This is a genomic window from Halomonas hibernica (assembly GCF_013183775.1).
Classification (GTDB): Bacteria; Pseudomonadota; Gammaproteobacteria; order Pseudomonadales; family Halomonadaceae; genus Vreelandella; species Vreelandella citrativorans.
The window spans coordinates 61,125-73,137 of sequence record NZ_VIFN01000006.1; the positions used below are offsets into that span (position 1 = coordinate 61,125).

The window sequence follows — 12,013 nt, forward strand, 5'->3', positions numbered from 1 at the left end:
TTACGGCGCAGCCAGTGCTGTGGGCGAGGCGTTGAGCAGCGCTTCAACATCCTGGCGTAAGGCTAACAGCAGGTCGGGCGCCCGTGGCCCAAAGCCCAGCAGTGCCTGATCATCGATAACGATTAACCGCTGCGCTTGGCCTGCCGGAGTAAGTGCCATACCGGGTAATTGCCATAAGGCCGTTGGGCCGCCCATGGCGTCTAAACCGCGCGCTGACATAATGATCAGCTCAGGCACCTCGCGCACCAACGCCTCGGCGCCAACACTGTGGTAGCCCTCCATCGCTGCAAAGGCGTTTTCCAGCCCGACGGCTTCAAGTGCCGTATGCGCCGCAGTTTGGCGACCAGCGGCGCGCGGCGTTAAGCCGCTATGCTGGAGAATAAACATCGCCCGGGTTGAAGGTAAGGGGGGCAAGTCGGCCAGGTATTCAAGCTTGTCAGTCAAGGTTTGCGCTAAAGCGTTGGCTTGTTCATGCCGGTCAGTGTAGCTACCCACCGCGCGAACCTTTTCAGCAATGGCCGCTAGCGTCGCGGGTGCGCTAACTACATCCAGCGTAACGCCGACAGCGTCCAGCTGTTCAAGCACTTCTTTAGGGCCGGCATGCTGATTGGCAAGGATACGGTCAGGCTGAACCGACAGTACGCTTTCGGCCGAGAGCTGGCGTAAATAACCCACAGAGGGCAGCGCTGTCAGGGTCTCAGGATAGAGAACCGTATCGTCACGGGCGACCAGGTTAATGTCAGCCTTCAAGGCCGAAAGCGTTTCAGCAATATCGCCGCCCAGCACAACCCAGCGTTCGCTGGCGCTCGTTTCCAGGCTGAACAGCAGCGCAAGCAAAACGCCGGAGAGCAGTCGAACAGGCTGCTTCATGCCACGGCCTCACGCTGATTAAGCTCATTCAATAGCTGCCGCCAGGCGCTGGATTCGGGATTGCCCTCGCGGCGCTCGGCATATATTTGCAGGACTAATGCGCCTTGTGCGTCAAACGCTTCAATGCTGGTGACGCCTCCACCACGATTGGGTTTAGACACTTGCCATACCTGATCAATAGCGGTGTCGTCCAGGTGCAGGGTAAAGCTATCGCCAAACAGGTTCAGCCAACCCCGTGCGCGCTGGGGCATGGGCAGCGTCCCCGTGCGGATTTGCACGCAGCCGGGGCTGGCGACAAACAGCATGAGCGGCAAGGCGTGTTGGCTTGCCTGATGGAGCAGGTTTTCCAGTATGTTAGCCGGTAGCGCCCGGGTATAGTGGCCCTCCATCAGTTGGTTGGCCTCAATACGCTCCAGGCGATGGCGCTGCAGCAGAGCGAAGAATTGATGTACGTCCTGCATCGCTCCCCATTCGCTCCCCATTCGCTCGCAAGGTCGGGGGCGTTGGGAAGCGGGCGTTTAAGGCGTGGTGCACTCTGGGTGAATGCCGGAGTGTCCTGGGTGCCGAGTGCTGCTAACGCGTCCCAGGCGCTGGGAAGCGGTGTTTCCAGCGCAAAGCATTTGTGCACGGCGCAGCCATGCTGGTTAAATATTTGCAGGCTCCAGCGCCACTCCTCCGAGCCATCTTGTGAAGGCATGGCATCGCGAATCAGGCACACCCAGTGCCAGTGGGAATACAGCAAGCGAAGATCCAAACCGCCGGGGTCGAGCAGTAGTCCCGTTTGGGCTCCGCCGCGCAATTCAGGATAGCCCCCGGTTTGTTCAAGAACGGCCAGGCGCGAGCGGGTCAGTGATTTTACGCGGCCAAGCGTGGGCAGATAGCTTGCGATCTCACTGGGTGGCAGGGGCAGTGTCCATACATCACGCCCCAGGCGAGCCGCCTGTAACTCGCCTTCGCTAATGGCCAAGCGCTCGGCAATATCAATAGCGGGCAGGCGCGGCTGTGCTTCACGCGCAGCATCAAAGGCTTCCAGAATAGCGATTTGTTGGGATTGCGTCATGAGCTCACCTCCATCGGGTGCATGGTGTGGCATTACCACTGCCAGTTGAGGGTGGCGAACAGGCTGCGCCCATCGCCTAAGCTGCCATCGGGGCGGTACCACACTTTATCGCCCAAGTTGGCCAGGCGTAGCGAGGTATCAATGGCGGGGGTAAGGCGCCAGGCCAGGTGTACATCGTGTAGCCCGTAGCCTGGCAAGCGCTCGTCATCGCCCTGTTTGTCGAAATCACGGGCAAACCGACCTTGCCAGCCCAGGCGCACATTACCGTTGTACAGTGCAATATCACTGCCTAAGGTCGCTTCCAGCGGTGTTTGATTGCCTAGCGGCGCGCCGGTGTCGCGGTCTTTGCCGGAGACTTCGGAAAGGCCTGCAAAACTGGTAAGGAAAGAAAAAGCGCTGGGCTGCCAGAAAACGCGGGCATCATAGCCCCACAGCTGGGCGCGCTGAACGTTCACGGCTTGAGTGGTGCCTGCCATAATATCGACCTGAGTATCGATAAAGTCATTGGCACGGGTATCAAAGTAGCTGGCACGCACTTGCCAATCTCCCTGATGCCAAACCACGCCGCTCTCCCAGGTATGACTGGTTTCAGGGACAAGGTCCGGGTTGGGTATCCAGTAGTTGTCGGGCGTACAGAAGAACGGCCCGGCACAGAACCCCGCAAAGTGGCGTTCATTAGCATATAGCTCAGAAAGACTCGGAGCGCGGAAAGCCTCGGCGTATCCGGTAAATAGCATCAATGCGTCGTCGGGCCGCCAGGCAACGCGAAAACGTGGGGAAATCTGGTCATGTACGCTGTTGGCCTCGCCTTGGCCGGTGGCATCGTAACGGTCATAGCGGGCGCCTAATCCAATGTCGAATGCTCCCGCGCCGCCCTCCGTCAGGTAACGGCCGGCGGTGAGCGTTGTATCCAGGTAGGCTGCTTGCGTATCAATGTTGGCACGTGGGAAACCATTCGCATCGCCTTCAGGACGTTGGCGGGCCTGCTCCAGTTCAGCACCAAATACCAGCGTTTGAGAAAGCCAGCCATGCTCCATTCGGTGATAGCCGTCGCTTTGCAGCCCCGCACGCTCCAGAGTGCGGCTGGCCCTTGGCTCATCAATATCTTGCTGGCTAAAGGTGAGTCGTGAGGTGATCTCGGTAGCCGCACCTGGCTGCCAGCGGTGGCCGAGCTGCACATTGTTGCTCTGAACGTCGCGGTCGCGCAGTGGGTTGCTGGCATCTGTAGAACGCTGTTGCGGATTAGCGGGTTGGGTGGTGTGCTCGTCGTAATGTTGCCAGCTAACAAATACCCGCTGATCGTCATCTGGCTGCCAGCCACCTTTTAGCAACAGGCTGTTGAGCGAGGCATCTTCATCGGCCATCTCGCCACCGGCGCGACGAATATCACCGGACTTGCTACGGCCTATTGAGAGAAGACCATCGACTCGGCCATTTGACGTATCACGACGACCAAAAGCGGTAAGGCTGCCACGTAACTCGTCACTGGCGCTTGCGCCACCGACAGAAAGCCGTACACCGCTTTCCTCGTCGGGCGCAAGTAGGTCCTCGGCATCTACGCTGTTAAAACTAACCACACCGCCCATCGCGTTACTACCGTAAAGGCTAGAGAGCGCTCCGCGGGCAATCTGGACATGTTGAATCAAGGCGGGATCAAGGAAAAAGTTACCGATATGACCCGTGGAAATATCTTGCCGAACACCATCCAGGCGGACCAGTACGCCCTCGCGGCCAAAGCCACGCAGGCTCAGCGTTTGGCCGTTGCGGCGCCCTTGTCCTGCAACGTGTAGGCCAGGCTGACGGCTTAGTACGTCTTCCACTCGGCTCGCGGTGGCCAACACCGCATCATCACGCTCAATAATATCGATGATGAGTGGGGCACGGGAAAGATCCGTGGGCACTCGTGTACCGGTGACAGTGACAGGATCAAAGGAGTGAGGCTCAATCTCTGGTTGCGCCAAGGCAGGTGCTACCAATAGAGGGCAAAACGTAAGATAAAGCGGGCAAAGCGAGTAAGCGCGTTTCATGGGCCAGACCATTCCAACAATAAGAAGGTAATAGGTGCTGGCTGGGTGCGTCGGCTACCTGGCTGGCATTAAGCTTGGGACGTATTAATAGCAAATGCTAAGGGGTCGTAACGGTCAGTTGTTAAGCCGTTAAAATAAGTTTTCCGCTTTTGGTAAAACGTAGCAGATAGCGCCGGTTTTCGTGATGAATCACCAATTGACCTTCTGACCCCAGTAACTCTCGACTTTCCACTTCACGTGGTGGCGGTGTTTTCTCCCGCGAGGTACTTTTTTCCATGCCGCACATGAGATGAAATTCCCTATGCTAATGATAGTTATTATCGATAAGATATCAGCCTGTTTGCGTTAACTCAAGCATCGGATATCGGTTGGCTAAGGCCAAACCAGGGCAGGCAGAGATCAAAATGGGAATCGTGAGGAGAGAATGTGAGCGAGCCGTTACGACGTAATACGCCCACAATAGGCGATCAATAGCATCAGGGCAGTTCCGTTAATAGCTGGCTCCCCCTGCTACGAATAATATCTGATAGTCGTAATAATGGGTGTGAGCCAGCTATTGAGACCCGTTTGCCAAGCAGCCGTTAACCCGCTTTTTTGTTAACGTTGGCTTCTGCCAGTTTGCTTAGCTTGTCGTCTGTCGATTTCTCTTCTTTAAGTGTTTCGGCCAGGATGTTTTTAGCGTCTGTATAGCCTAACTGCTCGGCAAGGGCGCAAAGAGTGCCATACGTCGCAATCTCGTAATGCTCTACTTTTTGCGCGGCGCCAATTAAGCCTGCATCTCGTACAGGGCCTTTCTCTGTGGCTTCAATGAGTTCCTGGCCTTCATCAATCAAGCCTTCCATCGCGTGGCACTTGATTCGCTTGATACGGATATCCGGCAGGCTATCCGCGACCTTCTCAAGCCGCTCCAACTGGCCTTGGGTTTCTTCAAGATGGTGTTTGAAAGCGTCGGCTAATTGAGGGTCGTCAGCTGCGCGGGCCATCTTGGGTAGCGCCTTGGTGATCTGCTTTTCAGCACTGTTCGTATCGGAAAGCAGATGAATGAAAAGTTCCTTGGCATTTTTAATAACCATCAGTCGGCTCCTTCTCGGTTAATACAGCATTGTCCGTAATGAAAGACGGAAGCCATTTAAAGCTAGCAGGGATTTAGGCACTCAAGTGTTTATAAAAGTTAAGCTTTAAATTGAATGTCAGTGGGCGCGTGGTGAAACGTTTTATTTTAGAAAGTGGTATTAATCTACGTTAAAAGTTTAAAACTCTCATACTATGGATGGGTTACAACCCACCCATCATCAGTTGGATGGCAATCGTCAACATCATCATCGCAACCCCAATATCGATTAGCCGCCAAGTAAAGGGGCGTGATAGCCAAGGCGCCAGCCAGGCAGCGCCTAGTGCCAGGGCAGTAAACCAGAGTGCTGAGCCACTGGCAGCCCCCATGGCATAGGCGCCGGGAATAGATTGCTGAGCACCGAGTGAGCCGATCAGCAATACGGTATCAATATAAACATGCGGGTTGAGCAGTGTTACCGCGAGTGTCGCCAGTATGACCGCAGTAAGAGAGCGTGGCGGCGTACCGCCTGCCTCAAGCGCGTTAGGGCGCCAGGCACGGCGTAGTGCCTGGCTTGCGTACCAAAGCAGAAACGCAGTCCCGCCCCAGCGAGCAATGGCCAATAGAAGGGGGTTCTGAGCCAGCAGGTTCGCCAAACCAAACACGCCAGCAGTCACCAGCACGGCATCGCAAACAATGCACAGCAGAGCGACCGGAATATGATGTTCGCGGCGCAGGCTTTGCGAAAGCACAAACGCATTTTGAGCGCCAATCGCCATGATTAACCCCATCCCAACCAGCAGGCCATTGCTGTAACTCTGCCACATGCTCTCTTTCCTGTTATGAAGTGCGTTATGAATATTGCAGTGAATATCGCTGGCCAGTGTGCGGAGATTACCTGTATAAGAAAAACGAATAATGCTGATGTCTCATTAGGAAAAGTGATTGCTGGATTACAAATTATTGGCGGCGTTGGCCGCCGTCATAGAGCAGGGTGGTTTTGAGCGAGGCGCGCAGGTGCTGGGGTTATCGCAGTCAGCTATCTCCCAGCGGATCAAACTGCTTGAAGCGCGTATTGGTCAGCCCGTTCTGGTGCGTGCCACACCGCCTGCGCCCACCGAGGTAGGACGCCAACTGCTTAACCATGTGCAGCAGGTGCGCTTACTTGAACGCGACTTAAAGGGGCAGGTGCCGGTATTAAGCGAGGCCGTACCGGAACGCCTGCGCTTGGCAATTAATGCCGATAGCCTGGCGACGTGGTGGGCATCAGCGGTGGGGGATTTTTGTGCCAACCAGAACGTGTTGCTGGAGCTGGTGGTGGAGGACCAAGAGGTAGGACTAAAGCGCATGCGTGCTGGTGAAGTAGCAGGATGTGTCTGTGCTGCCGAGCGTCCGGTTGCGGGTGCCAACAGCGTAGCGTTAGGTGCCATGCCTTATCTTGCCGTGGCAAGCCCGGCCTTTGTCCACCGCTACTTGGCAGAAGGCATCAATGCCCAGGCGTTGGCCCGCGCACCGGCAATCGTGTTTGGAACCGATGATCAGCTACAGCATCGTTTTTTGGCGGAACTTGGCGCAACGGGAGGGTTTGATTATCACCTATGCCCCTCTTCAGAGGGCTTTGTACGACTAATGGAAAGCGGGCTTGGCTGGGGGATGGTGCCAGAGCTTCAAGTGCGAGATGAATTGATTAAAGGCACGCTGGTGGAGTTGATGCCGGGGCGCGCTATTGATGTGCCTCTTTACTGGCACTATTGGCGCAGCGGGGGCCGCCTGCTAACCGAGTTAACGCAGCACCTTTGCCGTGAAGCAAAAGAGGCATTGGTGCCGCTTTAACGGTCATTGCCGCTGTCAAACGACTGTCATCATTTTTGGTTAGGATAGTTTCCTTTGATGACGGTGCTAACCCTATGCCCATTCCTGCGCTTGCTATTGAAGGTTTGCATAAATCGTTTGGTGATAAAAAAGCGCTGGATGGTATCGACCTTCACCTATCGAGCGGCAAAGTGCTGGCCCTACTAGGTCCCTCCGGCTGTGGTAAAACGACATTACTGCGCTGTATCGCTGGGCTAACCGGCATCGATAGCGGGCATATTTCCCTGAATGGGCAGCTTGTGGCTCAGCCTCAGCGTCATTTGAGCCCCAACGATCGAAAGCTCGGCATGGTCTTTCAGGATTATGCACTCTGGCCGCATATGAGCGTGGCGCAAAATGTAGCGTTTCCTTTGGAAATGCAAGGCGTTAACCCCAAAGCGCGCGAAGAACAGGTAGCCTGGGCGCTGTCGCTGGTCGGCCTTGGCGACTATGCCGACCGCCAGCCGGGGTCGCTCTCCGGCGGGCAGCAGCAGCGCGTTGCGCTGGCACGCGCCATCGTGGCCAAGCCCAGGCTTTTGCTAATGGATGAGCCGCTCTCCAATCTGGATAAAGGGCTTCGCGACAATCTGGCGCTGGAAATCCGAGCCCTGATTGAAGAGCTCGCCCTGACGGCCGTGTTTGTCACCCACGACCAGCACGAAGCCTTTGCCTTGGCTGATGAGGTGGCAGTGTTGCAAGCGGGGTGTTTGCAACAGGTGGCCTCCCCGGAAGCACTTTATCAAGCGCCCGCTACCCCCTCGATTGCCGCGTTTATCGATGCCGGTGCGGTGCTTGATGGACACTTCGATGCAGATGGATTTCATGTTGCTGGCCAAACGTTACGCGTCATGGCTCACCGTGATTACACCGGCCCGGCACGCCTTCTGCTACCTCGTCGGGCACTTACACTGACGTCGCCAACTCAGGCTGACGTGATTGCCAAGGTAAAAGGTCGGCTGTTTCAGGGCGACCACACCGCACTAACGCTGTCGCTTAATCAACATACCCATATAAAACTGCGCGTACATGGCACGCTGGCGCCACCGGAATCCGTTGGCCTGACGGTAGACGTCGCATCACTACGCGCCTGGCTACCCACTGGCGAGGCGCTTTCCTGTTCCCCTCTGCATGCTGCGGAGCTTTGCTAACACATTTATCCCACTATAAGGAATGTCGCATGCTTTCTCGATTGCTTTCCCGCTCTGCGCTGGTGTCGCTTACGGGCGCCGCAATTTTTAGTCTGGGTAGTCAAGCTCATGCTCAGGCGTTGACGGTCTACTCGGCAGGGCCGAACTCGCTGATTGAACGTCTGGCGGCCGATTTTACCGAGCAAACCAATATCGATGTGAATGTGTTTCAAAGTACGACAGGCCAGGTAATGGCCCGGTTGGAAGCCGAGCGTGCCAATCCGTTGGCGGATGTCGTCATTTCCGCCTCTTGGGATAGCGCCACGTCGCTTTCGGAAGATGGTCTCTTGCACGCTTATCGATCTTCTAATGCGGCCACTGTGCCTGATTTCCTGCAGGCGGATGACTACGTCGCCCAGGGCGTTTCGGCGCTGTCGCTGGTCTGGAACCAAAATAGTGATACGCCGCCACCCAGCGACTGGTCTGATCTGGCTGACCCGGTTTACGCCGACCAGGTAACTATGCCTGATCCCGCTCAGTCGGGGGCCGCTTTTGAGCTGGTGGCCGGCCTTTTGACAGCGACGGGAGAAGACGCAACGTGGTCGTTGCTGGAAGCACTGATGGACAACGGTATGGTGGTGCCCGGGCCTAATGCGCGCGCGCTTAACCCCGTATTGCAGGGCGCCAAGTCTGTTGTGTTTGGCGCCGTCGACTATATTGCGCTTACCCAACAGGAAAGCGGTGAGGCGATTGAGGTCATTTTCCCCGAAAGTGGTACGGTTATCGCACCGCGCCCGATGATGATTCTCGAGTCCAGCGCTATGCAACATGAGGCCGAGCAGTTCATCGATTTTGTGCTCTCTGATCAAGGCCAGCAGCGGGTTGCTGAAAGCTACCTGATGCCAGCACGTAACGATATCGAAGCACAGCGCCCGACGCTGAATGAGCTGACGCTGATTGATATCGATAGCGAAGCAATGAACGAGCAGCGTGACGTCATTCTGGAACGCTTTCGTGGGCTGACGGGCGGGTGATGAAGTCGATCAAAGCCCTCAACCTGCCCCGTTTGGACGGGGCAGGCATCGTGCTGTTGCTCACGGTGCTGATACTGCTTTTATTGGTGGGCTTGCCGCTACTGTATATCGTTTTGCAGGCCATTTTTCCGCTATGGTCGCGCGGTGATCTCTCTGGTGCTTTTACACTGTTCGTGCCAACGCTTGTCGACCCTGCACTGCTTAAACTGCTGGGCAATACGCTGCGGCTGGGCCTTGCCGTGGTCTTGGCCTGTGCCGTGCTGGCCATACCGCTTGGCGCGCTGCGGGCGCTTACCCGTGTGCCGGGCGGCGCTATTTGGGATCTGATTTTTCTGATTCCGTTTATGATTCCACCGTATATCGCAGCGCTCTCCTGGATGTTGACGCTTCAGCCGCGTGGCTATGCGCAGCAGTTAATGGGTATCGAAGCGAGCCATTTTCTATTCTCTTTCTACGGCATTGTGTTCGTGATGGTTCTGAACGTCTTTCCCGTGGTCTATTTTGCCGTTTCGCGCACTATGATGAGTGTGGGTGGGCGCTACGCGTCGGCCGCCCGCGTTTGTGGGGCAGGCAAGTGGCAGGCGCTTTGGCGCGTCACGCTGCCACTCTCGACGCCCGGTATTGCGGCCAGCCTACTGCTGGTTTTTGCACTCACGATTGAGGAGTTCGGCACGCCAGCCACGCTGGGCGCTCAGGCGGGCTATCACGTTTTGGTGACCGGGATTCATCAGCGCTTTTCCGACTGGCCAATCGATATCCCCGGCGCTGCCGTGCTGTCACTGTTGCTTGTGATGCTGGCGATGGCCGCCTTCTACGTCCAGCACTGGCTGGTAACGCGGCGTTCGTTTATCAGCCAGACCGGCAAGCCAGCGACGGGGGAGCGCGCCGAGCTTGGAAAATGGAAATGGCCGACCTTAGTGCTTTTTTCAGCCGTGGCGTTTATCTCGGTTGCCGTTCCCCTGCTGGCCGTATTGGCGACAGCGCTGACGGGAACGCTGTCGGGCGGGCTTACGCTGGATAACCTGTCGCTACGCCACTTCGAGGCGCTGTTTGCCAATCGTGGCGGTGCCATGCAGGCATTGGGAACGAGCTTGAGCCTGGCCGTTGGTACCGCTTTGCTCACAGGTGTGTTGGGAGCCCTGGTTGGCTATATGGTGGTGCGCGCTCAAGTACGTGGCAAAGGGATGCTCGATTTACTGTCGTTGCTGCCCAACACCCTGCCTGGGGTCGTTGTCGCAGTAGGTTTGATTCTGGCGTGGAACCAGAGCCATTGGCCCATTCAGGTGTACAACACCGGGGCGATGCTGCTGCTGGCGTATGCGTGCCTGCTGCTTCCTTACCCTGTGCGCTATGCCAGTGCGGCTTTCCGGCAGATGGGTGAAAGTCTGGAGGCGGCTGCCAGAGTGTGTGGTGCCGGGTTTGTCACGACGTTTCGGCGTATCTTGCTGCCGGCGCTGGCGCCGAGTCTTCTGGTATCCATGCTGCTGGTGTTTGCCATCGCTTCTAGAGAGCTGGTGGCATCACTGATGGTGGCGCCGGCAGGCATGAGCACCGTATCGACATTCGTATTTGGACAATTCGAGCAGGGCTCACCGGGAGTGGGAATGGCGATGAGCGCCGTGGCGATTTTTACCACCACGGCACTATTGGTCGGGCTAACGGCCTTCAGCCGCAAACGGTTGCCCATCGCCAGCTAGATACGCCTTTAAAAAACGGCGCGCACAGCAAGGTACAGCACTGAAGGGGCAAGCAGTGCGCCCAGCCCGGTATAGAAAGTGGCCGTCATGGCACCATAAGGCACCAGTTTCGGGTCGGTGGCAGCAAGGCCTGCCGCCACGCCACTAGTGGTGCCCATCAAGCCACCGAAGATCATCGCAGAGCGCGGGTTGTCCAGACCGATATGGCGGGCAGCGATGGGGGTCAGCACCATCACCAGAATCGATTTGAAAAGGCCTGCTGCAATCGAAAGCGCAATAATGTCGGAAGAGGCGCCAATGGAGGCGCCGGCAATGGGGCCAACAATGTAGGTGACGGTACCGGCACCAATGGTGGTGAGCGAGACCGGGTCCCGATAGCCAAATGCGTAAGCCACGGCCACACCCGCCACGAAGGACACAATGACGCCCAAAAACAGCGCGATGATACCGCTGATTCCCGCTGCACGAATTTCCTGAAAGCGCACCCCGTAAGCTGTGGCGATGATGGCCAGGTCGCGCAGCATCCCGCCACCCATTAGCCCAAGCCCTGCAAACAGGCTGATATCGGCAAGCCCACGGCTACCGCCGGTATGAACGCCGCCAAAATAAGCGAGCGCCAAGCCCACCATAATCGCAATGGCTGAGCCGTGAACGCGGCCCTTGGTCAGCTTGTCGCTGACCAGATAAGAGATATACATTGCACCGCCTACCAGCGCAAAGGCGGCGATTAGATGCTGTTTTTCGAGCTGAGTGACGAACGATTCAATCATAACGATAGCCTCAGGTTAGCGGGCCGTGCGCGTGCGCGCAGACGCCGGAGAAGATGAAGAGGTTTTGACCCGAGACTTACTGGCCTTGCTGGCGCTTGAAGCAGACACAACCGCTGTCGTGGATGAAGATTTCGGATGACCGAGGCGAGTGAGAAAGGGCACCAATGCAAAGCTTGCGGCAACGGCCACCAGGCTTGCCAGGAGCGCGATCATCCCACCATCAAAGGCAGCGGCAACATCTTGGCTCGCCGCCATGGCCACCACAATGGGGATATACATGCCGTTCCAGAAGGTGATGCCGCTTTCGGTACCGCTGGGCATTTTTCCCTTGTCCATCAGGTAGCCGCCCAGAAAAATCAGCATCAGCATGGCAATGCCGACGCCGCCTACGTTGGAATTGACGCCCAGCAGCATGCCCAGCACATCACCTGCCCATAGGCCAACCAACATACACCCTGCGAGCAGGGCAACTCCGTAAATCACCATGGCAATCTTCCTGTTTTATCGTTGTTGTATGGAGCTATCT

General features: G+C 56.8%; 13 protein-coding genes. 4 read left to right on the forward strand and 9 right to left on the reverse strand.

Going from position 1 to position 12,013, the window contains the following annotated elements:
- The 7 genes from FKN99_RS10835 to FKN99_RS10860 form a co-directional block, all read right to left on the reverse strand.
- Complete coding sequence (locus FKN99_RS10835) at positions 1 to 870, reverse strand: heme/hemin ABC transporter substrate-binding protein (RefSeq protein ID WP_172117857.1); 870 nt, start codon at positions 868 to 870, stop codon at positions 1 to 3.
- A complete protein-coding gene (locus FKN99_RS17915; protein WP_253927026.1) occupies positions 867 to 1,331 on the reverse strand; it encodes a ChuX/HutX family heme-like substrate-binding protein in 465 nt (154 codons plus the stop codon). Before FKN99_RS17915 ends, FKN99_RS10835 begins: the two co-directional genes overlap by 4 nt.
- The gene (locus FKN99_RS17920) at positions 1,259 to 1,930 is read right to left on the reverse strand and encodes a ChuX/HutX family heme-like substrate-binding protein (RefSeq protein WP_253927027.1); all 672 of its coding nucleotides are present in this window, start codon (positions 1,928 to 1,930) and stop codon (positions 1,259 to 1,261) included. Before FKN99_RS17920 ends, FKN99_RS17915 begins: the two co-directional genes overlap by 73 nt.
- Before the next feature lie 32 nt (positions 1,931 to 1,962).
- Positions 1,963 to 3,957 carry a TonB-dependent receptor domain-containing protein gene (locus FKN99_RS10845; RefSeq protein WP_172117858.1) on the reverse strand — a complete coding sequence of 665 codons (1,995 nt, stop codon included), beginning with the start codon at positions 3,955 to 3,957 and terminating at the stop codon, positions 1,963 to 1,965.
- Positions 3,958 to 4,078: 121 nt separating this feature from the next.
- Complete coding sequence (hemP, locus tag FKN99_RS10850; RefSeq protein ID WP_253927028.1) at positions 4,079 to 4,234, reverse strand: hemin uptake protein HemP; 156 nt, start codon at positions 4,232 to 4,234, stop codon at positions 4,079 to 4,081.
- 304 nt (positions 4,235 to 4,538) lie between these two features.
- Positions 4,539 to 5,030, reverse strand: a complete 492-nt coding sequence (locus tag FKN99_RS10855; protein ID WP_172117860.1) for a YciE/YciF ferroxidase family protein — start codon at positions 5,028 to 5,030, stop codon at positions 4,539 to 4,541.
- 202 nt (positions 5,031 to 5,232) lie between these two features.
- Positions 5,233 to 5,835 carry a LysE/ArgO family amino acid transporter gene (locus FKN99_RS10860; RefSeq protein WP_172117861.1) on the reverse strand — a complete coding sequence of 201 codons (603 nt, stop codon included), beginning with the start codon at positions 5,833 to 5,835 and terminating at the stop codon, positions 5,233 to 5,235.
- Between the two features lie 118 nt (positions 5,836 to 5,953).
- On the opposite strand from FKN99_RS10860, the gene FKN99_RS10865 reads away from it, so the two are divergent.
- From FKN99_RS10865 to FKN99_RS10880, 4 genes are all read left to right on the forward strand, one after another.
- On the forward strand, positions 5,954 to 6,841 hold the full coding sequence (locus tag FKN99_RS10865; protein ID WP_172117862.1) for a LysR family transcriptional regulator ArgP: 888 nt from the start codon (positions 5,954 to 5,956) through the stop codon (positions 6,839 to 6,841).
- A gap of 74 nt (positions 6,842 to 6,915) precedes the next feature.
- Complete coding sequence (locus tag FKN99_RS10870) at positions 6,916 to 8,007, forward strand: ABC transporter ATP-binding protein (protein WP_172117863.1); 1,092 nt, start codon at positions 6,916 to 6,918, stop codon at positions 8,005 to 8,007.
- Between the two features lie 29 nt (positions 8,008 to 8,036).
- Positions 8,037 to 9,020: an ABC transporter substrate-binding protein gene (locus FKN99_RS10875; protein WP_172117864.1), complete on the forward strand. Its 984-nt coding sequence runs from the start codon at positions 8,037 to 8,039 to the stop codon at positions 9,018 to 9,020.
- On the forward strand, positions 9,020 to 10,717 hold the full coding sequence (locus FKN99_RS10880) for an ABC transporter permease (protein WP_172117865.1): 1,698 nt from the start codon (positions 9,020 to 9,022) through the stop codon (positions 10,715 to 10,717). Before FKN99_RS10875 ends, FKN99_RS10880 begins: the two co-directional genes overlap by 1 nt.
- Positions 10,718 to 10,725: 8 nt before the next feature.
- Here the strand turns inward: FKN99_RS10880 and madM are convergent, their stop codons facing one another.
- Both madM and madL read right to left on the reverse strand, forming a co-directional pair.
- Positions 10,726 to 11,487, reverse strand: coding sequence for a malonate transporter subunit MadM (gene madM / locus FKN99_RS10885; protein WP_172117866.1), 762 nt, complete (start codon positions 11,485 to 11,487; stop codon positions 10,726 to 10,728).
- A gap of 15 nt (positions 11,488 to 11,502) precedes the next feature.
- On the reverse strand, positions 11,503 to 11,973 hold the full coding sequence (madL, locus tag FKN99_RS10890) for a malonate transporter subunit MadL (RefSeq protein ID WP_172117867.1): 471 nt from the start codon (positions 11,971 to 11,973) through the stop codon (positions 11,503 to 11,505).
- Between the last annotated feature and the right edge of the window lie 40 nt (positions 11,974 to 12,013).

Coding starts and splice junctions, on each gene's coding strand:
- FKN99_RS17915 (WP_253927026.1), bottom strand. CDS start 1,331: ATGCAGGACGTACATCAATTCTTCGCTCTGCTGCAGCGCCATCGCCTG.
- FKN99_RS10845 (WP_172117858.1), bottom strand. CDS start 3,957: ATGAAACGCGCTTACTCGCTTTGCCCGCTTTATCTTACGTTTTGCCCT.
- FKN99_RS10875 (WP_172117864.1), top strand. CDS start 8,037: ATGCTTTCTCGATTGCTTTCCCGCTCTGCGCTGGTGTCGCTTACGGGC.
- FKN99_RS10835 (WP_172117857.1), bottom strand. CDS start 870: ATGAAGCAGCCTGTTCGACTGCTCTCCGGCGTTTTGCTTGCGCTGCTG.
- madL (WP_172117867.1), bottom strand. CDS start 11,973: ATGGTGATTTACGGAGTTGCCCTGCTCGCAGGGTGTATGTTGGTTGGC.
- FKN99_RS10880 (WP_172117865.1), top strand. CDS start 9,020: ATGAAGTCGATCAAAGCCCTCAACCTGCCCCGTTTGGACGGGGCAGGC.
- FKN99_RS17920 (WP_253927027.1), bottom strand. CDS start 1,930: ATGACGCAATCCCAACAAATCGCTATTCTGGAAGCCTTTGATGCTGCG.
- madM (WP_172117866.1), bottom strand. CDS start 11,487: ATGATTGAATCGTTCGTCACTCAGCTCGAAAAACAGCATCTAATCGCC.
- FKN99_RS10855 (WP_172117860.1), bottom strand. CDS start 5,030: ATGGTTATTAAAAATGCCAAGGAACTTTTCATTCATCTGCTTTCCGAT.
- hemP (WP_253927028.1), bottom strand. CDS start 4,234: ATGGAAAAAAGTACCTCGCGGGAGAAAACACCGCCACCACGTGAAGTG.
- FKN99_RS10870 (WP_172117863.1), top strand. CDS start 6,916: ATGCCCATTCCTGCGCTTGCTATTGAAGGTTTGCATAAATCGTTTGGT.
- FKN99_RS10860 (WP_172117861.1), bottom strand. CDS start 5,835: ATGTGGCAGAGTTACAGCAATGGCCTGCTGGTTGGGATGGGGTTAATC.